24 protein-coding genes are annotated in these 26,851 nt (G+C 56.1%); 17 read left to right on the forward strand and 7 right to left on the reverse strand.

Going from position 1 to position 26,851, the window contains the following annotated elements:
• Positions 1-59: 59 nt before the first annotated feature.
• Positions 60-935 (reverse strand): AraC family transcriptional regulator, encoded by an 876-nt coding sequence (locus B060_RS0116000; RefSeq protein WP_018082813.1) that lies wholly within the window; start codon positions 933-935, stop codon positions 60-62.
• 133 nt (positions 936-1,068) lie between these two features.
• Between B060_RS0116000 and B060_RS0116005 the strand changes: the two genes are divergently transcribed.
• From B060_RS0116005 to B060_RS0116020, 4 genes are all read left to right on the forward strand, one after another.
• On the forward strand, positions 1,069-1,812 hold the full coding sequence (locus B060_RS0116005; RefSeq protein WP_018082814.1) for an SDR family NAD(P)-dependent oxidoreductase: 744 nt from the start codon (positions 1,069-1,071) through the stop codon (positions 1,810-1,812).
• Between the two features lie 14 nt (positions 1,813-1,826).
• Positions 1,827-2,228, forward strand: a complete 402-nt coding sequence (locus B060_RS0116010; RefSeq protein WP_018082815.1) for a VOC family protein — start codon at positions 1,827-1,829, stop codon at positions 2,226-2,228.
• Positions 2,229-2,232: 4 nt separating this feature from the next.
• Positions 2,233-2,577 (forward strand): YybH family protein, encoded by a 345-nt coding sequence (locus B060_RS0116015; protein WP_018082816.1) that lies wholly within the window; start codon positions 2,233-2,235, stop codon positions 2,575-2,577.
• A gap of 348 nt (positions 2,578-2,925) precedes the next feature.
• Positions 2,926-3,648: a hypothetical protein gene (locus B060_RS0116020; RefSeq protein WP_018082817.1), complete on the forward strand. Its 723-nt coding sequence runs from the start codon at positions 2,926-2,928 to the stop codon at positions 3,646-3,648.
• A 110-nt stretch (positions 3,649-3,758) separates the two neighbouring features.
• Here the strand turns inward: B060_RS0116020 and B060_RS0116025 are convergent, their stop codons facing one another.
• Together B060_RS0116025 and B060_RS0116030 are read right to left on the reverse strand one after the other, a co-directional pair.
• Positions 3,759-4,835 (reverse strand): AraC family transcriptional regulator, encoded by a 1,077-nt coding sequence (locus B060_RS0116025; protein ID WP_018082818.1) that lies wholly within the window; start codon positions 4,833-4,835, stop codon positions 3,759-3,761.
• A 37-nt stretch (positions 4,836-4,872) separates the two neighbouring features.
• On the reverse strand, positions 4,873-5,709 hold the full coding sequence (locus tag B060_RS0116030) for an oxidoreductase (protein WP_018082819.1): 837 nt from the start codon (positions 5,707-5,709) through the stop codon (positions 4,873-4,875).
• A 937-nt stretch (positions 5,710-6,646) separates the two neighbouring features.
• Between B060_RS0116030 and B060_RS0116035 the strand changes: the two genes are divergently transcribed.
• Positions 6,647-8,332, forward strand: coding sequence for a methyl-accepting chemotaxis protein (locus tag B060_RS0116035; RefSeq protein ID WP_018082820.1), 1,686 nt, complete (start codon positions 6,647-6,649; stop codon positions 8,330-8,332).
• Between the two features lie 218 nt (positions 8,333-8,550).
• Here B060_RS0116035 and B060_RS0116040 read toward each other — a convergent pair whose 3' ends face one another.
• From B060_RS0116040 to B060_RS24875, 3 genes are all read right to left on the reverse strand, one after another.
• Positions 8,551-10,572, reverse strand: coding sequence for a potassium transporter Kup (locus tag B060_RS0116040; protein WP_081606893.1), 2,022 nt, complete (start codon positions 10,570-10,572; stop codon positions 8,551-8,553).
• A gap of 104 nt (positions 10,573-10,676) precedes the next feature.
• Positions 10,677-11,204, reverse strand: coding sequence for a potassium-transporting ATPase subunit C (locus B060_RS0116050; protein ID WP_157405659.1), 528 nt, complete (start codon positions 11,202-11,204; stop codon positions 10,677-10,679).
• 23 nt (positions 11,205-11,227) lie between these two features.
• Positions 11,228-12,508 (reverse strand): potassium-transporting ATPase subunit KdpA, encoded by a 1,281-nt coding sequence (locus tag B060_RS24875; protein ID WP_018082824.1) that lies wholly within the window; start codon positions 12,506-12,508, stop codon positions 11,228-11,230.
• A gap of 512 nt (positions 12,509-13,020) precedes the next feature.
• Here B060_RS24875 and kdpF point away from each other — a divergent pair.
• The 10 genes from kdpF to B060_RS0116110 all read left to right on the forward strand — a co-directional run bounded on the left by kdpF (position 13,021) and on the right by B060_RS0116110 (position 23,880).
• Positions 13,021-13,113: a K(+)-transporting ATPase subunit F gene (kdpF, locus tag B060_RS0116065; RefSeq protein WP_018082826.1), complete on the forward strand. Its 93-nt coding sequence runs from the start codon at positions 13,021-13,023 to the stop codon at positions 13,111-13,113.
• Between the two features lie 15 nt (positions 13,114-13,128).
• A complete protein-coding gene (gene kdpA / locus B060_RS0116070; RefSeq protein ID WP_018082827.1) occupies positions 13,129-14,859 on the forward strand; it encodes a potassium-transporting ATPase subunit KdpA in 1,731 nt (576 codons plus the stop codon).
• Positions 14,860-14,863: 4 nt separating this feature from the next.
• Positions 14,864-16,957, forward strand: a complete 2,094-nt coding sequence (gene kdpB / locus B060_RS0116075) for a potassium-transporting ATPase subunit KdpB (RefSeq protein WP_031220365.1) — start codon at positions 14,864-14,866, stop codon at positions 16,955-16,957.
• An 11-nt stretch (positions 16,958-16,968) separates the two neighbouring features.
• The gene (kdpC, locus tag B060_RS0116080; RefSeq protein WP_018082829.1) at positions 16,969-17,556 is read left to right on the forward strand and encodes a potassium-transporting ATPase subunit KdpC; all 588 of its coding nucleotides are present in this window, start codon (positions 16,969-16,971) and stop codon (positions 17,554-17,556) included.
• Positions 17,553-20,273 (forward strand): sensor histidine kinase, encoded by a 2,721-nt coding sequence (locus tag B060_RS24880; protein WP_018082830.1) that lies wholly within the window; start codon positions 17,553-17,555, stop codon positions 20,271-20,273. The genes kdpC and B060_RS24880 overlap by 4 nt, the downstream gene beginning before the upstream one ends.
• Positions 20,274-20,963, forward strand: coding sequence for a response regulator (locus tag B060_RS0116090; protein ID WP_018082831.1), 690 nt, complete (start codon positions 20,274-20,276; stop codon positions 20,961-20,963).
• A gap of 150 nt (positions 20,964-21,113) precedes the next feature.
• Entirely contained in the window at positions 21,114-21,368 is a 255-nt protein-coding gene (locus B060_RS0116095; protein WP_236621570.1) for a hypothetical protein, read from the forward strand.
• A complete protein-coding gene (gene dapA, locus B060_RS24885; protein WP_018082833.1) occupies positions 21,340-22,311 on the forward strand; it encodes a 4-hydroxy-tetrahydrodipicolinate synthase in 972 nt (323 codons plus the stop codon). The genes B060_RS0116095 and dapA overlap by 29 nt, the downstream gene beginning before the upstream one ends.
• A gap of 175 nt (positions 22,312-22,486) precedes the next feature.
• A complete protein-coding gene (locus tag B060_RS0116105; RefSeq protein ID WP_157405660.1) occupies positions 22,487-22,861 on the forward strand; it encodes a response regulator in 375 nt (124 codons plus the stop codon).
• A gap of 50 nt (positions 22,862-22,911) precedes the next feature.
• Positions 22,912-23,880, forward strand: a complete 969-nt coding sequence (locus B060_RS0116110; protein WP_018082835.1) for a magnesium and cobalt transport protein CorA — start codon at positions 22,912-22,914, stop codon at positions 23,878-23,880.
• Between the two features lie 259 nt (positions 23,881-24,139).
• Here the strand turns inward: B060_RS0116110 and B060_RS0116115 are convergent, their stop codons facing one another.
• Positions 24,140-24,415, reverse strand: coding sequence for an HU family DNA-binding protein (locus tag B060_RS0116115; RefSeq protein WP_018082836.1), 276 nt, complete (start codon positions 24,413-24,415; stop codon positions 24,140-24,142).
• A 311-nt stretch (positions 24,416-24,726) separates the two neighbouring features.
• Between B060_RS0116115 and B060_RS0116120 the strand changes: the two genes are divergently transcribed.
• Entirely contained in the window at positions 24,727-26,433 is a 1,707-nt protein-coding gene (locus B060_RS0116120) for a methyl-accepting chemotaxis protein (protein WP_026172906.1), read from the forward strand.
• Positions 26,433-26,747: a hypothetical protein gene (locus tag B060_RS0116125; RefSeq protein ID WP_018082838.1), complete on the forward strand. Its 315-nt coding sequence runs from the start codon at positions 26,433-26,435 to the stop codon at positions 26,745-26,747. The genes B060_RS0116120 and B060_RS0116125 overlap by 1 nt, the downstream gene beginning before the upstream one ends.
• Positions 26,748-26,851: the final 104 nt, after the last annotated feature.

Here is a 26,851-nt window from a genome sequence, read left to right on the forward strand (position 1 = left end):
CCTCGTGCCCTTGAGATGTATACCTCTGTCTCCGTCACTCCGTGACCTCGGTATACCGCTTAGCCTTTTCGCAATCGCGCCACATCTTTCAGAGGCGGCAGACCAAAATGTCGTGCGTACTCGCGGCTGAACTGCGTATGGCTTTCATAGCCCACATCGAGTGCTACCGAGGTAGCGGTGCCCTCTCCAGCTATCAAAAGTGACCGCGCGTGTAGCAGACGGATGCGTTTTTGATATTGAAGGGGGCTTAGGGCCGTCACGGCCTTAAAGTGCCGATGGAAGGCTGAAACGCTCAGTGAGGCCATATCGGCCAATGCTTCGACCCGAAGCGTCGATGCGAAATTTTTGCGAATCCATTGAATGACAGTGGCAATGCGCGCGACCGCCGTATCTGGTGTTGATATGTCGCGAAGCATCCACCCCAAAGGACCTTGCAGGACGCGGAACAGGATTTCACGCTCATATGCAGGCGCAAGGGCCGCAATTTCGTCTGGTTTGGCCATCAGGCGCAACATCCGGAGCCACGCATCGAGCAAGTCCGGTGTAACAGACGCAACCGAAAAGGCCGAACTGTAGAGACCGCCTCCGACAGGTTTAGGCAGTTCGGCTAACAGGTTCGCAATTATGGACGCGTCGAGTGTCAGGCTGATGGCAAGATAAGGGCTGCCATCTGCCGCCGGGTGAACGGAACCGACGGCCGGCAAATCTACGGACATAACGAAGTAGGTCGCAGGATCGTAACACAAGGTGCGGTCGCCGACGGTCATGGTCTTTGAACCCGTCAGTATCAGGTTGATCATGGGTTCATATACGGCTGCCAGGTTGTGCTCAGGAATTTCGCCTTGCACCATGGCGACGCGGGGTATCCCCGTTTCGGTGCGTCGGTTTTCCGCGTGGCTGACCAGTGCCCTCAGTTCTTCCAGTTTTTGTAACATGATCGATCTGTGGCACGTCCGTTTGCCGCCAACAACAAGAAAGCAGAAATAGGCAAAAATCAAATAGGATCGTATGAGCGGGAGCGTTCGAGATGGCATATTCCTCTGTCATCGACAATCAAAGATGATCACAATGAAAATCGCCATCATAACAGGCGGCAGCCGGGGCCTCGGCGCCAGCATCGCCCTCCAATGCGCCAAGCGAGGAATAGGCGTCATTCTCACTTACAACAGCAATCCGGAAGCTGCCGCAAGGGTCGTTGCATCTATAGAAGACGAAGGTGGAAAGGCGATCGCCTTGGCGCTCGATGTCGGGGCCAGCGCATCTTTCCCAGCCTTCGCACAGGCCATCCATGATACTCTAGACAAGACTTGGGACCGGACTGACTTCGATTATCTCGTCAATAATGCAGGTTACGGGGCCTTTACCCCCATCGCGAATGTCACCGAGGATGAATTCGATGGCTTGTTTAAAGTCCACCTGAAAGGACCGTTTTTCCTGACCCAGGCCTTGTTGCCTCTGATTGCCGATGGCGGGCACATAGTCAACATCACCAGCGCAACGTGCCGGGTCGCTTTTCCTGGCGTTGCCCCTTATGCGTCCTTCAAGGGCGGCCTTGAGGTTCTGACACGCTATATGGCCAAGGAATTTGGTGACCGCCGAATTCGTGCCAATTCTATAGCGCCGGGTGCTATCCGCACCGATCTTGGCGGGGGGCTAAATGATGAGTTCGAAGCTCTTCTCGCGGGGCAGACCGCGCTGGGACGTGTTGGCGAACCTGACGACATCGGCTGCATGGTTGCCAGCCTTCTTTCCGACGACAACCGCTGGATCAACGCCCAGAATATAGAAGTCGCCGGCGGCTACATCATCTGACAAAGGAGAGTGAAATGCTCGACCATATTTTTCTGACGGTAAGCGATACGGATCGCTCGGTCGCCTTTTATGAAAAGGTTCTCCCGGTGCTCGGTATAACCCGCCGGCTCGACTACGACGGAAAGGATGGGCCTCCGGGCCACCCTGACCTCAAAGGCTTCGGCGCAAATGGCCGAGTGTTCTTCTGGCTGCGGCAGGGTACGCCAGCACCAGGGGCGGTTCATGTCGGTTTCGTCGCCGATTCCGAGGATATGGTGACATCCGGTTATTCTGCCGCCCTCGGGGCCGGCGCCACGGCGATCCATGCGCCGGGTCCCCAGCTTCATTACGACCCGCGATATTATGCCGCGCAGGTTCGTGATCCGGACGGCTACAGTCTGGAATTCGTTTACAAGCCTTGGCAACACGGGAGCTGATCAAATGACCGGAAATCAAACCCTGACCGCTGCCGTTGAGGCATTCATCAGCACTACAAACGCATCCGACATAGCGGCGGCACTCGCCCTTTTTACGCCAGATGCCGTAATCGACGACCCTTCAGTGGGCGAAAGGTTCGTCGGGCATCATGGCATTCAAGACTACTTGGACCGGTTTTTTATCGGCTACAAAACTGCGACTCGGCTGTTATCTGTGGAGATGTCAGGCGATAACAAGGCGCGCGTCCGCGTCGATTTCACCGGCGACTTCGGTCATGAAATCGGGGTGCTGGATGTAGAGATCAATCCTGCCGGTTTAGTCGTCAATATCATTGCCGATCTGGAATAGGGACCGCTTCATGCCCAAGCCCGCGTTATGCAATGTCGGCTCATTGGGCCAGTCCCACCGGTCGGGATCGGCTCCTGTGCGCCCAAGGCTGTCATTCTGGACCGCTTGCAAATTTATCGGTTGCGGACATTGGGGCAAAGCCCAGTTACCCGACCTCATTTTGTAGCGTCAATGGACAAATAGACTAATGCAAAAAGACGAGGCTTACGGCGCCGCTTATTCACTCTGCGTGAAGCATAGCGCGTCAGGCCATATAGTCGAATGCTGGTTCGCGGGAATTGCCTTGTCAGGCTTGAACCGGTGCGCAGTTGCAGGCTACCATCTGTTGTGAACCGAGGGGGAGATTTTATGTCCGGTCTATTCGTTGCCTTTGCCGTTTTGTCGGGCTTGAGCCCCCGTCCGGTAAGCCTGACCGGCCCTTTGGGCCAGCCGGCCTATGAGGCTGCGGTCAATTCCGAACTGGCTTTGGATGGTATCGATGTCCGCATTGAACGCTATTTCGGTGTTTGCAAAGTGATGTCGCTTGAAAGTGAAGGCTTTGAGGCAGTGACCGACGACCGCACCGCCTATCTACCCACTCTGGATCAGATTCCGACGCAGTCCAGTGAGGCTAGAATAGCTTCCGCGCCGCGGTTTCCGGAACTTATAACTCTGGCCACAGCAGCGGCACCCGACGGCTCGGCGGCAATCGAGCATATCCGCGTCGCAGGCTGCGGTAAAACCTATCGGCTGAACCTGATGAGCAAGTATGTCGCGCCGGCTCTGATGCCTAAAGTGAATATGATGGAAGCCGGCCACTCTCTGACCACGCCAGGTATACAGGCTCGTACCGAAGCCGACGTCGTCAATCAGGTGCAGGAAGACCGGCGCAACCGCCCAGATATCAAATGCGGCATGGTGCCTCTCGTCTATGATATCCGAGTCGTGTCTCCGCCGGATTCCACTGGTCAATGGCGAGAACAATGGGACACTTATTATTGCCAGGCCAGCCAGACCACCGAAGTAATCTTCACGCCGTCCGCCGACGGCAAAGCATTGGCTATTGACGGCAAGTTAATTTCCTCACGATGACTTTCGCTCCAGATTGTCAGAGGGAAGATATATCGTCTGGACGGCGGCTCCACGAGGAACTTGACGGCTTGGCACCCTTTTGTGGACATTAAACCGCTACGCCAAAATGTCTAATCTGACATACTCTTGTTCGCGCCAGCTCGGCGCAATGCCTCCTTTGTCCCATCAGGTAGTAACGGTTGATCTCCCATCGTCTTTCTCCAGCGGCTTGGCGGCATGCCTTCCCAATCGCGGAAGGCGCGACAAAATGAGCGGGTGTCCTGATAGCCCAACAGGTAGGCGATTTCGTCAATCCCGGAAGTCCCGTCGCGCAGAAGCTGGCAGCCCCATTCGCGGCGGGCGTCATTAAGTAGGATTCGAAAACTCGTACCTTCCTCTGTAATCCGACGTTGCAGTGTCCGCTCACTCAAACCCAAGTCTCTGGCAACCTCCGATAATTCAGGACGCCCGCTGGCAAGCTTGCCCTTGAGAACAGCCTTCACCTGATCTCCGGTGGCGTCACTAGCGTCCAATTCCCCCAGTGCGGCAGAAAGGGCTGGCGTCAACATCTCAAGCAGCTCGGGATTATGACCAGGGAACGGACGCTCAAGGTCACCCGGCTTCAGGATCAAGGCATTTCGAGCGGCACTAAAATGGACCGGGCAGCCAAAAAAGGTCTGGTGCGCGCGGCCTTGTGAATTTGGCCGCATCAACTCAACCCGCAAAGGCGTCAGGTTTTGCCCTGTGCCGTGACGGCCAATGGATAATAGCAAGGCGAACGCCACATCGGTAGAGACCGCTGGTTCCGGCTCCACGGCAAAAAGCCATTTTGTGGTCAGGGTGACCTCATGCTCGGTTTCCGTTATATAAAGTTCCTCAGGCGTGCAGAGGCGCTTAAACCGCGCCGTTCGCATCAAGGCATCACGGTAATCGCGCGCAAAATAGGCAGCCAGAAAGGCTGGGGGATAGCCTTCCGGGTCAGACATTTGCACCAGCCTGATCCCGAAAGCCGCCTCGCTACTTAAGGTCTCCAGCGCACGCCATACGGCGAAATACTGGCTGGTACTGACGATCTGCGCCCCGCCCAACACAGTGGCGGGTAGCCGCGCTTGACGCAACACCGCCACCGGCGGAAGTCCGCACCTTTCCAGAGCCCGCCAGAAGGCGGGGGGCAGCTTGCAACGGTCTGCGGGAATGTGGCTGGTCATAGCGCCTTGCGTCCCTTTCTATCTCTAAAATGCAGAATTACTTCATCTGGCTAAGTATAAGGCTGTCAAAGGCGCGGTCACCAAACCATTTTCTAACGCTGATCATCATCTTGGCATACCGGCCGGCGGCGTAACGCGTTTTAGGCCTGCGGGCCTTCACGGCTCTGGATATGACGCGAGCGATCACCTCTGGCTTCGTGCCGGTGCCCGGCTTGTAGCTTTGGCGTGTCACCTTGGCGACGCGCTGCGTCACCTCGGCATAGGCGCCATCCCCTGATCGCTTGAGGATACCGTCCACAACCACATCTCCGAAACCAGTGTCTATTATCCCAGGTTCAATCACGACCACCCGGATACCCAAAGGTTCAAGTTCCAGCCTCAGGCAATCTGACCAGCCCTCAAGGGCATGCTTGGTGGCATGATACCAACTCCCCAAAAGGGTATATATCTTGCCACCCATTGAGGTGATGTTCACGATCGTGCCCGATCTTTTCTCGCGCATGGCGGGCAGCAGAAGCTGGGTAAGTCGTGCGGGGCCGAAGACATTGACCTCGAACTGATAGCGCGCTTCGTCGATGCCGATATCTTCCATTGCCCCGAACAGGCCGTAACCCGCATTGTTGACCAGCACGTCGACGGTTCCGGCTTGGCTTAAAATGGTTTGTGCGGCCGCGTCGATGTCTGCGGGTTTGGAGATATCCATCTTGATGGCAATGGCGCCTTTGGCAACCAGATCGCTCATCTTATCAATGCTTCGGGCCGCGACGTACACGCGGTAGCCATCTTTGATCAGTTGTTGCGCGATGGCATGGCCCATACCGGAAGAGGCTCCGGTCACGACCGCGGTTTTGGTTAGCTTTGAATTTTTTGACATGTGGTGTTCCTTTTTGAGGCCCACAATATCGCTCTATCGATCTCCAGTTTCATCCACCAAACACGCCATCCAATTCACAAAATACGCCAGTTTTCAAACTTTGACTGCTACCGAAGGAATCCGCATAAGACCCGTACGCAGCTTAACTTGCCTCTGCCACAGGGCAGTCTCTGGCCTTAAAAGAAGAACGGAGAATGAAATGGAGTCGATTTAAAGAAGAGTAGATATCACGATTTCTCAAAATTCAAGTTTGCTTAGGACCCGGCGAGAGTGTCCTCTTCCTGGGTCGCGCCAATTGCCAAAACGACCGGTTTGGGCCAACAAAACCAGTCATTGAACTGCCGCGCATAGGGAAGGGAGGATCAAACCGAATAACGAGCTAGTCTGTCCAGTCGCAAATTGGCGCCATATGAATCCGTCCAATCCTGAGTAGGAAGGCGCTTGACGTCGTGCACTGGCGTACAGGTCGATGCAGGATATAAAACCTGCAACTAATACGTATTTAGGTGGAGGTTTTGTATCGAGGCGTAAATTCGGCACTCAGCCGGAGCGGTAAACGGGATGAGCTTGCATAGCCTTAGTCGTAAGCTTTGGAGAGTAATGTCCTGCCACGAGAATGGTCATCAGGCCTATTTGATAGGCCTTTTCCCAGGGCGGTAACATGTTGCGTCTGGTCTTCGATATCGCATCAAGAAGTTTAGACACCTCCACCCGGCGCCTTGAACCGTAAGAGGTAGGGCCGCTGGCCGGAGGAATTGAAGAGCACAAAAAAAAGTCATTAACTCACCGGTGGGAATATTGCCGAAGCGGCCAGATATTTTTTGTCGTTCCCCATTTTGACGCCGATGGTACTAAATCCATGCGTGTAGGAGGGGCTTAAAGAGTTTTTAATTAAAACGGCGTTCTCTGGTTGTTACAATAACCGGGGAGCTGCGTTATGAAGCTATCTGATATCAAGATTGGCTACAAGATTCTTGGCATAATACTTGTATTCGGAATTTCTAGCATTGCCACGACTATGTGGCAAAATAATAGTATGGACTCGGCGCAAGCAGAATACCAGAGAATTACAGACAAGCTTGATCCTGCTATCGTAAAAATTACGCAGATGAATCAATTTGCGTATATTTTACTCTCTTCCGAGAATGGAATTGCTTATCAAACATGTCCAAGTTCGGTTTGTGAACTTATGAATAGAAACATAAATAAATCAAATGAGCTTTTTAATCAGAGATACTCTGAGGTTGTATCGGTTGCGCCTGAGTATGAAGCGGCATTAGCGCCATTCAAGACCCGCTTCAATTCCCTCTATGAAAATGCCAAGAATAATCTTGTTCCACGCGCTCTGAAAAACGATACGACCCTTGGGCCAATTTTGGCGACCGAGACTGAGAAGGTTGAAGCGTTTTGGACCGAGTTAAAGAGCCTGACGGATCAAAAAGCAAAAGAGAATGCTGACAAAATCATTGGGTTAAATAAAGCTCTGGACGATAAACAGCGTAACGGACTGATTATATCTATACTGATGACGGTCGGTATAACCGCTCTGGCAGGTTTCATCGCCTTTGCCGATATCTCCAAGATGATTGGTCGTCTCACGAACCAGATGAACTCTATCGCAAACGGCAATCTCAAACAGCATATTGACGGTCAGGATCGTGGCGACGAAATCGGACTGATGGCGAAAACCTTGGGTATATTCAAGGAAGGTCTTGCTGAGGCTGAAAAACAGAGGGAAGATAGCGAAGCCGCAAAAAAGCAAGCAGAAGCCGAACAGCGGCAGGCTATGCTTGATCTGGCAGATGGATTTGAAGCCAGTATTTCCAAGATGGTTACTGCTGTCGCGGCGGCATCAACGGAACTGGAAGCCTCAGCCCAAACTCTGACTTACACCGCGCAGCAGACGACTGAACAGTCCCGTGCTGTGACACAAACCGCCGAAGAAAGCGCCTTGAATGTCCATACAGTGGCGTCAGCGACGGAAGAAATGAGTGCCTCTATCTCTGAGATCGCCAATCAGGCGGCACAATCTGCGAGAATAGCTAAGTGTGCTGAAGAGCTTGCGGAAAAGACAGGAGTAGTTGTCAGGGAACTTTCTGATGCTGCATCCAACATAAGTGGCGTTGTGGGCTTGATCCGGACCATAGCATCGCAAACTAACCTGCTGGCGTTGAATGCGACGATTGAAGCAGCGCGGGCTGGTGAGGCGGGCAAGGGCTTTGCTGTGGTTGCTACTGAGGTCAAGGGTTTGGCATCGCAAACAGCCAAAGCCACCAGTGACATCGTGGCGCAGATCGCAGGAGTTCAAAACTCCACGAGCAATACTGTTGAAGCCATCGCTGAGATCACAAGAACCATAGGTGAGATTTCTCATATTTCCACTGCCATCTCGGCTGCAGTTGAAGAGCAGATGGCGACGGTTCAGGAAATCGGGCGTTCCACATCGGATGTCGCTAACGCATCAGGTGAAGTTTCGCAGCGGATGTCGGGTGTTCTGGCGGGTTCAACCGAAGTTGGGGCGGCTGCGGAACAATCTCTCGGTGCTGCCAAGGAGCTCGGCAACTTGGCGGAGAACCTCAATTCAGAGGTCAACAGGTTCCTTGAAACTGTCCGCGCGGCATAAGCTGCTCTTGCTGCCACGCGCTCTTGGACGGCCCCCGGCAGTCTCAGCCTTTCGGCCCTTAACGGACGGCCGAAGACGCGCTCACCAGAAAATACGCCGCCCTCTGCCGTCGTGACATGTCGCCCGAAAGCTTTGTCGCGACACGGAAGCGGAGATCATCGGAACGCCATCGCAGATCGCTTTTGTCGGGTCTTAGTGCCTTCCATGACACGTTTGACCTAAACTGTGACTTGCGTACCAAGTTCCACAACCCGGCCAGGAGGGATGTGGAAGAACTCGGTCGGATTGGCGGCGTTCTTGATCAGGAAGATGAAAAGTTTGTCTTGCCAAAGAGGCATGCCTGAATTCGCCGACGGCACAACATTGCGTTTGCCCAGGAAGAAGCTCGTGGACATGATGTCGAACTTCAAGCCGAGTTTCCGGCACATCCCGAGCGCCCGAGGCAGGTTGGGGCTCTCCATGAATCCATAGGCGATCGTGATCCGCTTGAAGTCTTCATTTAGCGTGTCAATGGTGATGCGATTGGCTTCATTGACCCGCGGCGTATTGGTGGTCTTAACTGTCAGGATGATATTTTTTTCATGCAACACCTTGTTGTGCTTCAGGTTGTGCATGAGCGCGACGGGCGCTGAATCGGCATCCGATGTGAGGAAGATTGCCGTGCCGGCTATGCGGTGGGGCGGGCGGCGGTTCAGCATTTCCGCAAGGTCAAGGATAGAGACGCTGTCTCGTTTGGCTTTTTCGGCCAGTGTTTGCGACCCCTTGGTCCAGGTGAACATGACCAGGATCAGTATTAGGGCGAAGGCGAGGGGCATCCAGGCGCCAGAGAAAAACTTGGTTAGGTTGGAGGCCATAAATATAGCCTCTATGACTCCAAGCGGGATAAGGAGGGAAAGGGTGCGAAGTTTTGACCAGAGCCAGACCTTGCGGATAACGATATAGGCCAGGATGGTACTAATGAACATCGTGCCGGTCACGGCGATGCCATAGGCCGACGTCAACTTGTCAGAGCTTTGGAACATGACGATCAGGAAAAGTACGCCGACCATCAACATCGTGTTGATCTGCGGCACGAAGATCTGACCAGCCTGCGTCTCAGAGGTACGCTTGATCTCGATGCGTGGCATCAGGCCCAGTTGCACCGCTTGTTGGGTCATGGAAAAGGCGCCGGTGATAACCGCCTGTGAGGCGATAATTGTCGCCATCGTGGCCAGCAGCATGACGGGCCAGTAGAACACGTCCGGTACCATGCGCCAGAAGGGATTTTCGTGCGCGGTCGGATCGATCAGGGTCAACGCCCCTTGGCCGAGATAGTTCATGGTGAGGCAGGGGAATACCAGCCAGAGCCACGCCATATTGATGGGCCGCTTACCGAAGTGACCCATGTCGGCATAAAGCGCCTCAGCGCCGGTCACAACGAGGAAGACACTTCCCAGGATTACAAAGCCGGTAAAGCCGTTCGCAATCAGGAACTGGAGACCGTAAACCGGATTCAGCGACTGGAGGATCATGGGCTTTTGAACAATGTAGTATGCCCCCATGGCAGCGATAACGATGAACCAGACCAGCATGATCGGCCCGAAGAACCTGGCCATCTTCGCTGTACCTTTGGATTGTACCATGAACAGGGCAACCAGAATAACGATCGAAATCGGCACGATATAGCGATCGACGCTGTGCCCAACGCCGGGCGCATCTTTCAAGCCTTCGATCGCACTCATGACCGATAGGGCGGGGGTGATCAGACTATCGCCGTAGAAGAGCGCCGCCCCACACATGCCCAGGAAGAACACGGTCGGGGAATATCTGCCCAGCGCCTTTTGTGCCAAAGCCATCAAGGCGAGCGTACCGCCTTCGCCCTTGTTGTCCGCCCGCATCAGGAAGATGACATACTTGACCGTCACCAGCAGAAGGAGCGCCCAGAACACAAGCGAGATAACGCCGAAAGTGGCGAGTTGAGGATTGGTGCCGGCGCGGGTGTGGTGTAGGGCTTCCTTCATGGCGTAGAGGGGGCTCGTGCCTATGTCGCCGAATACCACGCCAATCGCGCCCACCGCCAAGCCCCAGAACCCCGTGTGGCCATGGCCGTGACTTTCAATGGCTTCGGCTTCAATGGCGGTCTTGGCATCTGGCTGGGCGCTTGGGAAGTCAGATGTCCCTTCGACGGCTGGTGACCCAGCATCCGTCTGCGGGTGCCCGGCAGGTCGTTCAGTCTTCGGTGATGGGGGTAAGCCCGTCATAATCGATCTCCGTTCAACACCATTGGTTGTTGACTAGATGAAGAGGTCCCGCAAGGGACAAATGTGAATAAAGAGAAGGGCGCGCAGGCTGCAGATGGGGCCGCTCATTTCAGTTTACCGTCCAAGCGCAGGTTAAGCTCAAGAACGTTAACGTAAAGCCCGCCGCCCAGTTCATAGGTCGGATTATGCAGGGAGGTCTCGACGAGCGATGAGACCGTGGTGTCACTCAGTCCTCGAGCCTGTGCAATGCGATGAACCTGGAAGGCTGCGGCCTCTGGACTAATCCGCGGCATGTCTCCGGGTATGCCGAATTGGGTCAGATCGTCCGGAACCTGCGCATTGGGAAGTGCTTTCAGTGCCTGGAGACGCTCATCCGCCAACCGGCGACACTCCAGAGTGTACGCGCGGTGGCTTTCGTAGCAGTCTGCACCCTTTGCGTTGACAATTTTGCCCCAGAAATATTGAGGCGCATCTACAGGTGCGCCATCTAGGGTAGACGCCAGGATTTGGCCCGTCCGGTCGCGAATGGCCGTATCGCTCACCTGAGCGTTCCACGCATTCTCGACGAGGGCTTTGACAAGGAGGGGGTAGGCGCCGCCCAGCAGAACCGTGAAGGTTAGGAGAAGGACCAAGGCTGGTCTTACTTGAACGGATTTTAAGACCATTTGGTTTGACCGTCAGAAGACCGCGGAGTCGTCGCGAATGAACCGGCGATGGCGAGCGCAGGTATCATGATCCAGAAACGGCTCAACAAGATGGCGCCACCCCATAGAGCATCAAGCGCGGAAAGGGGCGAAGCGAATGCGGGCAGGCTCAAACTGAGAAGGTGAAAGGCGCCGAGGGCGATCGCCGGAACCAGTAAGGCTGTCAATGCCATTGTAAGATCAAAGCGCCCTACTTTGTGATCCTTATAGACAAGCCCCCGGCCCAGGACCCATCTACGTATGCAGGCCGTCAGTGTCATCAGGGCGACCAAGAGGTACAAAACCGTTCCGTTTCGGTCGGCCAGCCCGCCCAAAGTGCCAACCGGATTCTGAGCGAACTCAGTGGACGTCAGCGCAGATACGCCAAACAAAGCGACCACGCCCCCCAAGAGGAGGTAGGCCTGGCGCTTGTCCCTGATCATGTTCCCGAACGTCCAGCACAAAGCCGCCGGTATCAGCCAGCGAGACAGAAAGTCGATCAAGCTCGTCAATGGCGTTGAGACGGCCGCCAAGTGCGCGCTATTGGCGTTCACGAAGCTCCCCGCTTGCGTGACCGTTAATTTGAGTGTCTCGGTCGCTGCAACAGCCTCCAGACCATTGGAAGCGGTTGAAGGGTGTCCCAGGTTTGAGACGGCGTAGGCTTCGATCGCGTCGCCGACGCCTGCGGTGGCGATGAGCAGCGCATAGGCCAAAGACAGAGGCAGCAGGACGTATAAGACGGACCGGACGAGATCGACCCAGAAATTTCCAATGTTACCCGATGCGGTGCGCGTAATGCCCCGTGTCACGGCCACAAAGACGGAGATGCTGACGGCGGCCGACAGGAAGTTCTGAACGGTCAGTCCCAGCATGCGACTTGCTGGGGTCAGCGCACTGCCGGGGGCAGGCATAGACACGCCCGAATTGGTGATAAAGCCGGCTGCGACTTTGAAGGCAAGAGCCGGTGACACCCCTTGCAGGTCCTGCAGCATCAGGACCGAGTAAAGAACGACAAAACTGAAACCTGAGAAGACGAGTACCGACAGGGCATATGATTTCCAGGACATGCCCTTCTCTGCATCCACGCCTGCGGCCCAGTAGAGTTGCGCTTCTAACCAGGAGAGCAGGGGAGAGAGGAAAGTCGGCTTGCCTCGGTAGACACGGCTGAGATAGCCGCCCATGGGCGCGATACACAGCGCAAGCACTGCCAGGTTAATCACGAAATGCAGATATTGAGGGGAATTCGGAACCATGCAGCCAGCCTTACGACAACGGGATTGCGTCGTTGGCGCGTGGCGCCCTCGCCAGACGATCTGATAGGGGTTTTGGCGTATAGAAAGTGTATAATTTTGAGGTATGGCCGTATATATTGTGTATAATTTATGGCGCGCCAAGCCTGATTTTCATGTGTATTCATATGTAAGTCGAAGTGATTGAAATGGGAAGAGCGGCGAAGCTGAACCGCTTGATCAGTCTTCGAGAAAATCACTTTAGCCAATACAGCTTATGCTCGGCTAAGCCTGACATATATGCTGTCTATACACTTTTCCATCGGATTGACAGCTCAGCTCCTATACAAAATCTATATGGCGTAGGCCCCAGTTTATACACTACCTATATACGATCTCGTCTAAAGCACCTGGAGTCAATCAGACCTCCAGGAGGCTTTAGCCATGACTTTTATCTATCTTGCCGGCGGGGTGGCGTTCTTTGTCGTCTCCGCTCTTTTCGTTGGGCTGTGCGAGCGGCTGCGGGAGAACGGCCAATGACCGAACTCTATATAGGTGCAGGCGTGATTGTTATCGCCTTGTTGGGCTACCTGCTGGTTGCCCTTATCAAACCCGAAATTTTTCCGTAAATCACAGAGGGTACTATGTCCCAATTTATCACGGGCAATGGCTGGTTGCAGCTTGCTCTCTATATGGTCGTGCTGCTGGCGTGCGTTGTGCCGCTGGGTGGCTATATGGCCAAGGTTTTCCAAGGCGAAAAGACCTTTATGTCGCCGGCGCTTGGCTGGCTTGAAAAAGGTATCTATGCCATCTGCGGCATTGATCGCGAGAAGGATATGAGCTGGCAGGACTACGCCATCGCTACGCTTGTCTTTTCGGCGCTTAGTTTTGTTGTTCTCTACCTGATCCTCGTCTTCCAGAACCTGCTGCCGCTTAATCCGCAGAAACTGCCCGGCCTGACGCCGGACCTGTCGTTCAACACGGCCGTTAGCTTCGTCACCAACACCAACTGGCAATCCTATGTCGGCGAAGCCGTCATGAGCTATTTCAGCCAGATGGTCGGTCTGACCGTGCAGAACTTCGTCACCCCGGCCGTCGGCCTGGCGGTGATGATCGCGCTGATCCGTGGACTTTCCCGCAAATCGGCCGCAGGTATCGGCAACTTCTGGGTCGATATGGTCCGCGCCAATCTCTATGTGCTCCTGCCTCTGGCGCTGGTTCTCGCTGTCATTCTGGGCTCACAAGGCGTCATCCAGAATTTCGGCACCTATGTCACCGCGCACGGCCTGCAAGGCGCCGACCAGACCCTCGCCATGGGGCCGGTGGCCAGCCAAGAAGCCATCAAGATGCTCGGCACCAATGGCGGCGGTTTCTTCAACACCAACTCGGCTCATCCGTTCGAGAACCCGACGCCGTTCACCAATTTCCTTGAAGTTCTGGCCATCCTGCTGATTCCGGCGGCGTGCTGCCATACCTTCGGTGTGATGGTGAAGGATAAACGTCAGGGCTTCGCCGTTCTGGCCGCCATGACCGTAATTTTCATTCCGCTCCTGCTGCTCTGCGTCTCGGCCGAGCAAGCTGGTAACCCGCACCTTAACCACCTCGGTGTCGATCAGGTTGCCAGTGCTGTTCAATCCGGCGGCAACATGGAAGGCAAGGAAACGCGCTTCGGCATCACCAACTCGGCGCTTTGGGCCTCCGCCACCACGGCAGCCTCTAATGGCTCGGTCAATTCCATGCACGACAGCTTCACCCCGATGGGTGGTTTCGTGCCGTTGATCCTGATGAAGTTCGGCGAAGTCATCTACGGCGGCGCCGGTTCAGGCCTCTACGGCATGCTGATCTTCGTGATCATCGCCGTCTTTATCGCTGGCTTGATGGTCGGCCGCACGCCGGAATATCTCGGCAAAAAGATCCAGGCGTTCGAGATCAAGATGGCTTCGGTCGCCATGCTGGCTCCGTGCGTTTTTGTCCTCATCGGCACCGCCATCGCGGTCATGATGAAGGACGGGCAGGCGGGCATCTATAATCCCGGTGCGCAAGGCTTTACCGAAGTGCTTTACGCCTTCACCTCGGCCACCAACAATAATGGCTCGGCCTTTGCCGGCCTCAGTGCCAACACGCCCTTCTACAATACGGCGCTCGGTCTCTGCATGTTGTTTGGCCGCTTCTTCATCATCATCCCAGTTCTGGCTATCGCCGGCTCGCTGGCCGCCAAGAAGACCGTTCCTGTCTCTGCCGGCACGCTTCCCACCCATACCACGCTCTTCGTCGCGGTTCTGGTGGGCGTCATCCTTATTGTCGGTGTCCTGACCTATGCGCCCACGCTCGCGCTTGGCCCGGTCGTCGAACACTTCAACATGATCAAGGGCTAAGTCCATGTCCGCTACATCAAACCCCAAAAAGAGTGGATTGTTTGAGGGGGCCGACCTCGGCTCCGTCTTCAAGAACTCGATCCTCCGCCTAAATCCCGTCTATCAGGCGCGTAACCCGGTCATGTTCCTGGTGTTCGTGGGCTCGATCATCACGACCGGCATCTTCGCCGTCATGCTCGTTAAGCCCGACAGCGTGATCGGTGGCGGCCAGCCCCTGTGGTTCGTCGGTCTGATCACCTTCTGGCTGTGGTTCACGCTCCTGTTCGCCAACTTTGCCGAGGCCATCGCCGAAGGCAAGGGCAAGGCGCAGGCCGACAGCCTCAAGAAATCGCGCCGCGATGTGTCGGCCAAGAAGCTGAACAAGGTCTCAGATCGCGCCAAGCACCTCACCGTGCCGGCCAACAGCTTGCGCAAAGGCGACATCATCGTTGTCGAGGCCGGTGACTTCGTGCCGTCCGACGGTCAGGTCATCGAAGGCATCGCCTCTGTCGATGAAAGTGCCGTCACCGGTGAATCGGCGCCTGTCATCCGCGAATCCGGCGGTGACCGTGACGCGGTGACTGGCGGCACGCGGGTGCTCAGCGACTGGCTGGTGGTGCGCGTCACCTCCGATCCCGGCGAAAGCTTCCTCGATCGCATGATCAGCCTGGTCGAATCGGCCAAGCGCCAGAAGACGCCGAACGAAATCGCCTTGTCGATCCTGCTGGCGGCACTGACCATCATCTTCCTGCTCGTCTGCGCGACCCTGCTGCCGTACTCGCTGTTCGGTGTCACTCGTGCAGGCTCCGGCACGGTCATCACGATTACCGTCCTGATCGCGCTTTTGGTTTGCCTAATCCCGACCACCATCGGCGGGCTTCTGTCGGCCATCGGTATCTCGGGGATGCAACGCCTGATCAAGGCCAATGTCATCGCGACCTCCGGCCGCGCCGTCGAAGCTGCCGGCGACGTCAATGTCCTGCTGCTCGACAAGACTGGCACCATCACCTTCGGCAACCGTCAGGCGGTCGAATTCTTCCCGGCGCCGGGTATTACGCAGCAACAACTGGCCGAAGCCGCCGAACTGTCATCGCTTGCCGATGAAACGCCTGAAGGCCGCTCGATCGTGGTGCTTGCGCGAAAGCTGTTCGGCCTGCCGGAAAAAGATGTCAGCGCCCTCAAGGCGGAATTCATCCCCTTCAGCGCCGATCAGCGCGTATCCGGCATCGTCATCAATGAGCGCCATATCATGAAGGGCGCCGGCGATGCCATCGCCAAACTGGTGGGCCTGAAAGGCGGCTCCGTGCCGCACGAGGTGACGGTTCAGATCGAAGATATCGCCCGCAAGGGTGGGACTCCGTTGACTGTGGCCGAAAATAGCCAAGTCTTGGGCGTCGTCTATCTGAAGGACATCGTCAAGCCGGGTATCAAGGCGCGACTGGCTGACCTGCGCAAGATGGGCATCAAGTCGGTAATGATCACCGGCGACAATCCCCTGACCGCCGCCGCCATCGCCTCCGAAGCCGGCGTCGACGACTTCCTCGCCCAGGCTACCCCTGAGATGAAGCTCAAATACATCCGTCAGATGCAGGAGGGCGGTGAACTGGTCGCCATGGTGGGAGATGGCACCAACGATGCCCCCGCTCTGGCCCAATCCGACGTGGCGGTGGCCATGAACTCCGGCACCCAGGCCGCGAAGGAAGCCGGCAACATGGTCGATCTTGACTCAGATCCGACCAAGCTGATCGAGATTGTCGAGATCGGCAAGCAACTCCTGATGACGCGCGGTTCGCTGACGACCTTCTCAATCGCCAACGATCTGGCCAAGTATTTCGCCATCATTCCGGCGGCGTTTGCCACCACCTATCCGGTGCTTGGCGCGCTCAATGTGATGCATCTGGCCTCGCCGCAAAGCGCCATCCTGGCGGCGGTCATCTTCAACGCCCTGATCATCATCGCGCTCGTGCCTCTGGCCCTGAAAGGCGTCAAATATCGCGCCGAACCGGCCGCCAAAATGCTCTCGCGCAATATGTTCGTCTATGGCCTCGGCGGTATCATCGCTCCGTTTATCGGCATCAAGCTGATCGATATGGCGCTGGCGGCTGTCGGTCTGGCATAAGGAATACGGAAATGAAATCTCTTCTCTCAACACTCCGCCCGGCCATAGGCACTACGGTCTTGCTGACGGTGCTCCTGGGTGGCGTCTATCCGCTCGTGACCACCGGCATCCTGCAACTGGGCTTCAAGGCTCAGGCGCAGGGCAGCCTGATCAAGGACGCGGACGGCAAGGTCATCGGCTCTAGCCTGATCGGTCAGAACTTCGACCAGCCCAAGTATCTATGGGGGCGCCTGTCTGCCACCGGCACCGCGCCCTATAATGCCGGCGCATCTTCGGGCTCCAACCTCGGGTCCAACAATCCGGCTCTGCTCGATGCGGTCAAAGGCCGTGTCGCCGCCCTGAAAGCCGCCGATCCGCTCAATGCCAAGCCGATCCCGGTCGATCTCGTCACGGCGTCCGGCTCCGGTCTCGACCCCGAGGTTAGCCCCGCCGCCGCCGCCTATCAGGTCAACCGAATCGCTCAGGCCCGTGGTATTGGTGTCGAAAGCGTCAAATCGGCCATTGCCAAATCGACCCGCGGCCGCGACCTTGGGGTGCTTGGTGAAGCCCGAGTGAATGTGCTTGAGGTCAATCTAAGGCTCGATGGAAAGCTGAAGTGACACCAGACAAACGCCCCAATCCGGACCGGCTCCTTGAGCTGGTCCGAAACGAATCGAGTGAGTTCCCGCGCGGCCATCTGAAGATCTTCTTCGGATCGTCGGCGGGGGTTGGCAAGACCTTTGCCATGCTGACAGAAGCGCGCCGGCGCCAGTCAGAAGGTAAAGACGTCCTGATCGGGGTTGTCGAACATCACGGCCGGTCTGAAACGGCAGCCCTTGTGGAAGGGCTGCCGGTTTTGCCGTTACAAGAGATCGACCATCGCGGTGTGAAGGTCCGGGAATTCGACCTCGATGGTGCCCTGGCTCGCAAGCCACCTTTGATCCTGATGGATGAGTTTGCACACACCAACGCGCCAGGCTCGCGCCACCCCAAACGCTGGCAGGATGTCGAGGAACTGCTCGACAACGGCATTGATGTCTACACCACGCTGAACGTGCAGCATCTGGAGAGCGTCAATGATCAGGTCGCAAAACTGACAGGGATCTGGGTCAAGGAAACAGTGCCAGACACCATTTTCGAATCGGCGGATGAAATTGCCCTGGTCGATATCCCGTCCGACGAATTGCTGAAGCGCCTGGCCGACGGTAAGGTCTATGTCGCCGAGGGCGCCAACAAGCGGGCTGCCGAGAACTTCTTCAAGAAAACCAATTTGCTGGCTCTGCGCGAACTGGCCCTGCGCCGCACCGCCGAACGGGTCGACGCGCAGAGCGACGAACTGAACGCCGCCATGGGCCAAAACGAAGCCCAGGTCGGCCAGAAGATCATGCTTTTGATCGGACCGGACCCGCTCTCCACCCGCCTGATTCGTCATGCCAAGCGGATGGCGACGCGGGGCAGGGCACCGTGGTACGCGGTCTATCTGCAAAGTGACCGCCACGAACAACTCGACGAAAAGGGGCGGACGCGTGTCGAGCAGTACCTGCGGCTGGCGGAGAACTTAGGCGCTCAAATTGTGCGTTTGTCCGGGGCGCGTCCGGCGCAGGATATTCTGGCCTACGCACAGCAGAACGGTTTTACGCGCATTGTGGTCGGTTATCGCCGACCCAAATGGTGGCTACGACCCTTTCAAAGCACGCTTGCGCAAGCCCTGATCGAGGCCAGTGATGGCATGGAGATTACTGTGGTGCATGGCGCCACTGGACAGGCGCGTGCCCCCCTCCAACCCGTAGATGCCTTGCGACCCTTTTTAGCCCGTCCTCTGGATTATGGCCTGGCGACCGCAGCGGTCGCCTTGTGTACCTTGATCGCGTTCCCGTTCCGCGATCATACACCGTCGAACAATCTGGCCATGATCTACCTGACGGGCGTGGTGGTTGTCGCCGCCAGGCTGGGCCTGGGACCATCCATTCTTGCCTCGATGCTCAGCATCCCGGCGTTCAATTTCTTCTTCACCGATCCCTATTACACCTTCAATTTCTACGACACCTACTATTACGTTACCTTCGCCTTCATGCTGGTGACGTCCCTGGTGGTCGGTTCCCTGACCGCGCGGCTATCGCGCCACGCCCGGCTGGTCAGCAACCGCGAACGCGAAACCCAGATTCTGTACGGTCTGACCCGAGGACTATCGAATGAGCGGAGCGTCGAGATGATCTGCGCTGTCGCGATTAAGCACTTGAGTGGCCCGTTCAGTCTCGACGTGACGGTTTTTGTACAAACGCTAAATGGGCTTCAAACCTATCCCGTCGGAGCGGCAAGCCAGGACATGCGTGAAATGGGAGCGGTCAACTGGGTCGCGGCTAATGGCCTGATGGCGGGACGTGATACCGACACCATGCCTTCGGCCAGGGGGCTTTACTTGCCTTTGCAGGCCGAGAGTGAAAACCTGGGCGTTCTTGGCCTGACGGCTCGCAATGCGACGCAGCCCTTCTCAGGCGCGGAAATTCTGCAATTCGAGGCCTTTGCCAGCCTGATCGCCGGGGCTCTGCAACGGGCGCGCCGCTCCGAGCAGGCGGCAGAAGCCAAGGTCGAGTCCGAGAACGAAAAGCTACGCAATGTGCTCCTGTCGTCCTTGTCACATGACTTGCGGACTCCGCTGACGGTGATGAATGGTTCGGTCAGCCTGCTTCTGCGTATGCGTAAAGAGTTGCCGCGCAAGGCGGTTGATGAATTGACAGGCTTGTGGAGCCAACTCGGACGCTTGCAAAAATTTGTCGGCAATCTGCTCGATATGGCGGCGATCACCTCAGGCCACATGAAGCTCAATTTCCAGCCCTATATGATCCAGGAAATCATCGGCGCTGCTATTGGTCGTGCGCAAGCAACCAAGGGCGCACGTACCTTGCGGACGCAGATATCTGGCGAATTGCCCATGGTCAGGATCGATGGTGGTTTGATCGAGCAGGTGTTTATCAACCTGATTGAAAATGCCTTCCAGCATACGGATGATAACGGCGAGATCGTTATTTATGTCGAGAAGGATGCCGACCGTCTGCGCGTGCGTGTCTCGGATAATGGCACAGGCCTTAAAGAGGGCGAAGAGGCCCGCATCTTCGAACAGTTCCAAAAGGGCCAGACACTCAGATCCGATCGTTCCGGCGGAACAGGGCTGGGCCTGGCCATTTGTCGAGGGATCGTACAGGCGCACGGCGGTATGATCTATGCTAAAAACAATCGCAGTTTGCCCGGTCAGAGCGATGCGCGCTCCAGTGCCGGGGCAAGCTTTATCTTCACGCTCCCCATCGCGACCGCTACCGCCGCTTCCGAAGAGATATAAATGACCGACTCTCCCCGCATCCTCTCTATCGAAGATGAGGCCGATATCCGAAAGTTCCTTCGCACGACCCTGGCCACTCACAACATGACGGTGGTCGAAGCTGAGACGGGTAAAGAAGGGTTGCAGAAAGCGGTGTTACAAACGCCGGACGTGATCCTGCTCGACCTTGGGCTTCCAGATATGGACGGCATGGACATCATCCGCCAGGTCCGGGAGTGGGGAAGGACCCCGATCATCGTGCTGTCGGCACGCGGTCAGGAAGCGGACAAGGTCGAGGCGCTTGAACTTGGCGCTGACGATTATCTCACCAAGCCTTTCTCTGCCGCTGAGCTGATCGCCCGCATCAAGGTGGCGCTCCGCAACCGCAATCAGCCACAAGGGGACGCGCCGTTCGTCTACAACCATGATAGCCTGATCATCGATACGGCGGCGCGGCGCATCCGTCTGGACGGCGAAGATATTCACCTGACGCCGATCGAATATAAGCTTCTTACGGTCCTGGCGCGAAACTCAGGCAAGGTCCTGACACACGGTGCGCTCCTCAGCGAGGTGTGGGGAAAGCACAACTCGGAAAATCAGACCTATTTGCGCATCCACACCCAGCACCTGCGCGAGAAGCTCAAGGATGACGCGCTCAATCCACGCTTTATTGTCACGGAGCCTGGGATCGGATACCGCCTGAAGCCTTGAACTGAGCTATACAAAAACACTACGCGGACAGGTCAAATCTATACGCCTGTCATACGCGCAAAGGGCTAGAAAACGTTTGTCTCAACAGTATCGAGCCAACACACTATGCCTTCCCCGGACCCCCTCCAGATTCCCCATCAGGCGACGGTTTTGTTCCCCCTGACCGTCGACACTGACCTCAGCCTCACGGCGCAGACCCTACTGCGTCGTGAGTGCGGAGCGCAGATCCAGTCTATTCGACTGGAAGCCATCCCAGACAAACATGAGGCGCGTCTATGGGTGACGCTCGCGGCTGCCGCCTACGGCTTGGCGCTACATGCCCTCATTCTCGGTCTGCCTGCCGCCCAGTTTGGCGCGGTCAAAACGGTGAGAGCCGATGTCGTTTCCCTTGCCAAGGCTGCTTGACGCCATGCTTGATCCCAACACCTACATGGCCAGGTCCGCTTATAGTGGCATCTGGACGCCCATGATCACCCCTTTCAAAAATGGAGCTGTCGATTATGACGCTGCTGATCTCTTCGCTTCTCATCTTGTGGGCTCTGGCATTCACGGTTTGGTTGTCGGCGGGACGACGGGTGAGGGCCCGGCTCTCACGTCTTATGAAAAGGCCCGTCTTGCTCAAACCATCACAGCATCCGTCGCTGGTCATATCCCCGTCTTCATGGGTCTTGAAGGCGCGAACACGCAGAAAATACTGAACGAGCTCGGTGAACTCGGCGACTGTGGTGTGCAGGGATATCTGATGTCCGCACCAAGCTACGTCCGGCCCAGCCAGGACGGTATCTACCGTCACTTCATGGCTATCGCGGAGGTGGCTAAGCTGCCGATCATTCTTTACGACATCCCGATCCGAACGGGCTCGGTTCTTCATACCGATACCGTCGTGAGGCTGACCCAGAATGGCGACTTTCCGGCCATCAAGGCGTGCGGCCTAACCACCGAACGACTGAAAGCCCTGCTCGCCATTCAAGATCTGAAGGTTATGTGCGGCGACGACACCTGGATGTTCCGGGCGTTTGAAATGGGCGCCCATGGCGCGATCAGCGCCTCCGCCCAGGTGGCGCCCCGTCGCTTCGTTGAGGCCTATCACATGTTGGAAAAATATAGTGCCGACGGGGCGTGGAAACGTTTCAACATCCTGCTCCCCTTAATGGAGCTTATGTTCGAGGAGCCAAACCCAGCGCCAGTCAAGGCGGCCCTGGCCATGCAGGACTGGTGTATCGAAGAACTGCGTTTGCCAATGACGCCGGTCACGCGGGCTTACCGGGATGACCTCAAAGTGCTCCTCGATAACATGCATGCGCTGCACCACGAAGATCTGATCTGTGCCGACAAGTCCTCGAAATAGGTAAAACCCTGGACCCCGCACGGTACGGCCTCAACCTTTCGCCAAGGGTTGAGGCCGATCCCTTTTAATCTGATCTGACCATTCCATGGATTATCATTCTATGATTCAAACTCAACAAACCTCAATGACAGAAGGCAATGCAATCAGAATTGCGCAGGCACAAGACTGCCGGCCTTTGCGCGTACTTCTGATCGATGCGCAAACAACCGGTGCGCCCACCCTGAAATGGGCGATTGAAAGCCTCGGTGATACGGTCGAGCGATGTGACGCGGAGGCCGCGCTCGTCATGGCTCGGGATTTCGGACCGGACGTCATTATTGCCGATATCGCCCTTCTGGGCCCCGATGCCGGAAAATTCTGCGCGGATCTTCATGCGATCAAGGATATTTCCAACGCCAAGGTCATTGCACAGGGTGTTACCGGTACGGTCGATTTGAGCGGAGGCGGCGTGGCTTCTCAGTTCGACTTGCACCTTAAGAGGCCTATTGATCTTCTAGTCCTGGCCGACATGCTTTCCCTATTGCGAACCGGCATGAAAGTGGTGTCGTAGACGAAAGCCGGCGACTTTCCGGACGAACACATTTCTTAGAGTAAGTGCCCATGACCGTTGTCGCCGCCTATCTATACCGTAACGGGGTACGTGTTCGTCCGCTGTCGATCGAAGAGAAGGTGGATTGCGCCGGGGAAAAGTCTGAATTCGTCTGGATCGGCTTGTGCGATCCCACCGAGGACGAGATGCGCAGCCTGAAGGAAACCTACAATCTCCATCCACTGGCGGTGGAAGATGCCCTGAAGGCGGATCAGCTACCAAAGGTCGACGTTTATGGCGACCAGCTATTTGTTATCGCCCGAACCGCTCACTTCGACGGACGGCACATCGCCTACGGCGAAACGGCGATATTTGTCGGACACAGCCATATCATCAGCGTTCGGCATGGGTCGGCCAGGGCGCATAGCGCGTTGCGCCACGATCTGGAAGCCGTCCCGACACTCTTGGTCCACGGCGTCGACTACATCTTGCACGCCATTCTCGATTTCATCGTTGACGGTTATATCCCCATCGTTGAGGCCATTGAAAGAGAAGTCGTCGAGATGGAGCAGCACACAATCGATAATTTCCTCGGCCGAAACGAAGTGACGCGCATCTTCTCGCTCCGCCGCGAACTGATCCGCTTCCAGCGTGTGCTAGGGCCTATGAGCGAAGTTGCCAACAAGATGATCCGGATCGAATTGCCGTGCATCGATCGCGATGCCAAGCCGTATTTCAGCGATGTGCTCGACCACGTCCGCCGTGTTCAGACCATGGTCGACGATCTGCGTGAGGTGTTGAATTCAGTGTTTGAATTCAGCAGCCTTCTGGAACAGCAACGCACTGGCGTCATCACGCGGCAACTGGCAGCCTGGGCTGCCATCTTGGCGGTGCCTACCGCCATAGCAGGTATTTACGGGATGAATTTCGAATATATGCCGGAATTGAAGTCACACTATGGCTACTTTATCGTCCTGGGGGCTATCTCGATTATTTGCCTAGGCCTATATTTTCGTTTCAAGAAAGCTCGCTGGCTATGAGTAAGCGAAGCGGATGTTATACAAACGCTAAGAGACGGCTTTGGGGCGGATACGATCCTGATCATGATCACCCATCGGAAGTCGGTCATGGAAAGCGCCGACTACGTCCTGTTCATGAAGAATGGACCTTGTTGCGCGCGGGACGGCACGAGGTACTCACGCAGGACCCGGCCGCCTACGCCAGATTGTGGGAAAGGCATCGCTGAGCTGCTGAAGAGCAGGCGTAAAAACCGGGGGGCGCGACAACAATCCCTGACCACTAGCCGTTGAGCTTATCCTTCAAAGCCTTGGCCGGCTGGAAGGTTACCTTCTTGCCGGCAGCGACCTGAATCGTCGCGCCTGTCGACGGATTGCGGGCTTCACGGGCTGGCGTTTCCTTGGTCTTGAACTTGCCAAAGCCTGGAAAATTGACTTCATCGCCGGCAACGGCGGCGTCTGTAATGGCCTTCAACACGTCGTCAACAATAGCCTTGGCGACGGTTTTGGTCAGGCCGTGTGCTGCGGCGAGCGTCTCGGTCAGGTCGGTCGTATTCATATTGAAATCCTTTGGCGTGTTGGTTCAACCTGTACCCGTTCGCCCAATGGGTCAATTACAGCCTGCCAGAAGATCGACGTGGTTGTGGATAGGGCAAGGAGGGCACCAAGGTCGAAATCAGCACAACATCACCCGATCCGCAAAAAAGAGAGCGAACATCATAGCCGGTGACACGTCACTGCGCGGGCCGAGGCATTTAAGGGAAGCTGCCGTTTCACACATGGTTTCCATGGTTATTTAACGAATAATTTATCCACAGGGCGCAGCCTCGGTATTGAAATGCAACTGTATGCATGACCGGGGAGTACACGATGAAATTTCAAGACCTGCGTATAAGAACAAAACTACTAATGTTGATCGTTGTCATGAGTTTGGTCACGGCGGGGATTGCAGCCTTCGGTGTCAGCAAGATCACTTTTCTCAATCAGAGTCTTAAAACCGTGGACCTAGTGGACAGTGCGGCAACGCTGGGTGCCCGCATGAACCAGAATACTATCATCATGAACCGGTCTGAGTATCGTGTGGCTATGGACCCATCTCCTGAAACGATCAAAGCGGCCCGGGCCGTAGCCGACAAGAACATTGGCCAATTCAAAGAGCGCATGGCAAAGTCTCTTGAGACCGCAGATGCTGATGAAAAAGTCCAGCTTGACGCCATTAACACTGAGTATACCCAATATGTCGCTGGACTAAATAAGACATATGCGTTGGCCGAGCAATTGGGTGGCCAGATATCGTTGTCGGACGCTCAACGCACCCTTGTCGATCAAGTCAAAACGAGCCGGGAACGCGCCGACACATTGCAAGCCGCCGTCAAGACCTACGTGGACCATGTCGACGCCCGTGGCACCAAGACGGCGGACGACGCTAAGGCGCAAGGTAACTTGGCCATCATGATTATGATAGCCGTCGCGGTCGGTGGCGTGATTTTCGGTATCGTTATCGGCATGTTGATGGCCAACTTTGGCATATCTATTCCCTTGAACCGTTCGGTGGACGAGCTTGGTAAGCTGGCCGAGGGTCGCCTTGATACCGTCGTGACAGGGGCAGATCGCGGTGATGAATGTGGTGATATCGCCAAGGGCCTGGCGGTCTTCCGTGAAAATGCCGTGAGAGCGCGTGATCTTGAAGCCGAAGCTGCCAACCAGAAGCAACTGGTTGAGGTCAATCGCAAGAAAATGATGATGCAACTGGCAGATGATTTCGAAAAGTCGGTCGGTAGTATTGTCACCCTTGTGTCTTCGGCCGCGACCGAGATGCAGGCCTCAGCCTCGCAACTCAGCGCCACGGCCCAGGAAACATCCGCTCAGTCGGTTGCCGTCTCGGCCGCTGCCGAAGAGGCCGGCACCAACGTCACATCCGTGGCGGGCGCGGCTGAAGAACTGGGGGCCTCGGTCGCAGAAATCGGAAGGCAGGTCGAGCGCTCGTCACAGATTTCGAATGAGGCCGTTCAGGAAGCCAGTCGCGCGGCCATAGTTGTCAGCGAACTGAATACGGTGGCGTCCAGCATCGGCAGTTTTGTCGACATGATCAACACCATCGCTAGTCAGACCAATCTTCTGGCGCTCAACGCGACGATTGAATCGGCTCGGGCCGGAGAGGCGGGCAAGGGGTTCGCGGTTGTGGCGTCCGAAGTCAAACAACTGGCCGGACAAACCAGCCGCGCAACCACGGATATCTCCGAGAAAATTGCCCTTATCCAGGAGGCGACAACACGGGCCGTCAGCGCGATTCAAGGTATCAGCGACACCATCTCGGACATCAACAACACCAGCACCATCATTGCGTCTGCGGTGGACCAACAGGGTGCGGCGACGCGGGAAATTGTACAGGCTGTCTCTCAGGCGTCGATAGGCACTGCCGAGGTGACATCCAATATCACCGGCGTGGCCCATGCGGCCGAACAAACGGGTGATGCGGCCTCGCAGGTTCTGAACGCATCAAGTGAGTTGGCCGGTCAAGCCGAACGACTGCATCAGGAAATGGACAAATTCCTGACGACTGTCAGAGCCGCATAATGTCTCGCCGTGCAGCTAAAGAGTTAGCGGGTCTTTCGGGATCCGCTGACCTGACCCTGTTTCCCGTCGATCAAAACGCCATACAAAGACTGGCGCATATCGTTACGCCCGATCAGCTTCAACAAAATCGCCTTACGACCATAGCCACCATAATGGCGCTTTTAGAACCTGTCCTTAAGGATATCGACAGAATGGAAGAACTTGCAGGGACCCTCCATCCGACGCCGCCAGATCTGATCAAGGCGATTGCCGAGGCGCGGGAGACCGTAGAACACTTCTACGTTCTACTGGGTGACAGCTTTAGGTGGGCCTGACCAACTTGCGCTCATTCTAAACGTTTTTGAACGACCACGTCAGCGTCACGAGGGTGCTATAATCTGAATTGAAAGACGGGTAACGCGTATCAAAACAACAAGTG

This window comes from Asticcacaulis benevestitus DSM 16100 = ATCC BAA-896 (genome assembly GCF_000376105.1).
Classification (GTDB): Bacteria; Pseudomonadota; Alphaproteobacteria; order Caulobacterales; family Caulobacteraceae; genus Asticcacaulis; species Asticcacaulis benevestitus.

Coding starts and splice junctions, on each gene's coding strand:
- B060_RS0116000 (WP_018082813.1), bottom strand. CDS start 935: ATGTTACAAAAACTGGAAGAACTGAGGGCACTGGTCAGCCACGCGGAA.
- B060_RS0116005 (WP_018082814.1), top strand. CDS start 1,069: ATGAAAATCGCCATCATAACAGGCGGCAGCCGGGGCCTCGGCGCCAGC.
- B060_RS0116010 (WP_018082815.1), top strand. CDS start 1,827: ATGCTCGACCATATTTTTCTGACGGTAAGCGATACGGATCGCTCGGTC.
- B060_RS0116015 (WP_018082816.1), top strand. CDS start 2,233: ATGACCGGAAATCAAACCCTGACCGCTGCCGTTGAGGCATTCATCAGC.
- B060_RS0116020 (WP_018082817.1), top strand. CDS start 2,926: ATGTCCGGTCTATTCGTTGCCTTTGCCGTTTTGTCGGGCTTGAGCCCC.
- B060_RS0116025 (WP_018082818.1), bottom strand. CDS start 4,835: ATGACCAGCCACATTCCCGCAGACCGTTGCAAGCTGCCCCCCGCCTTC.
- B060_RS0116030 (WP_018082819.1), bottom strand. CDS start 5,709: ATGTCAAAAAATTCAAAGCTAACCAAAACCGCGGTCGTGACCGGAGCC.
- B060_RS0116035 (WP_018082820.1), top strand. CDS start 6,647: ATGAAGCTATCTGATATCAAGATTGGCTACAAGATTCTTGGCATAATA.
- B060_RS0116040 (WP_081606893.1), bottom strand. CDS start 10,572: ATGACGGGCTTACCCCCATCACCGAAGACTGAACGACCTGCCGGGCAC.
- B060_RS24875 (WP_018082824.1), bottom strand. CDS start 12,508: ATGGTTCCGAATTCCCCTCAATATCTGCATTTCGTGATTAACCTGGCA.
- kdpF (WP_018082826.1), top strand. CDS start 13,021: ATGACCGAACTCTATATAGGTGCAGGCGTGATTGTTATCGCCTTGTTG.
- kdpA (WP_018082827.1), top strand. CDS start 13,129: ATGTCCCAATTTATCACGGGCAATGGCTGGTTGCAGCTTGCTCTCTAT.
- kdpB (WP_031220365.1), top strand. CDS start 14,864: ATGTCCGCTACATCAAACCCCAAAAAGAGTGGATTGTTTGAGGGGGCC.
- kdpC (WP_018082829.1), top strand. CDS start 16,969: ATGAAATCTCTTCTCTCAACACTCCGCCCGGCCATAGGCACTACGGTC.
- B060_RS0116090 (WP_018082831.1), top strand. CDS start 20,274: ATGACCGACTCTCCCCGCATCCTCTCTATCGAAGATGAGGCCGATATC.
- dapA (WP_018082833.1), top strand. CDS start 21,340: ATGTCGTTTCCCTTGCCAAGGCTGCTTGACGCCATGCTTGATCCCAAC.
- B060_RS0116110 (WP_018082835.1), top strand. CDS start 22,912: ATGACCGTTGTCGCCGCCTATCTATACCGTAACGGGGTACGTGTTCGT.
- B060_RS0116115 (WP_018082836.1), bottom strand. CDS start 24,415: ATGAATACGACCGACCTGACCGAGACGCTCGCCGCAGCACACGGCCTG.
- B060_RS0116120 (WP_026172906.1), top strand. CDS start 24,727: ATGAAATTTCAAGACCTGCGTATAAGAACAAAACTACTAATGTTGATC.
- B060_RS0116125 (WP_018082838.1), top strand. CDS start 26,433: ATGTCTCGCCGTGCAGCTAAAGAGTTAGCGGGTCTTTCGGGATCCGCT.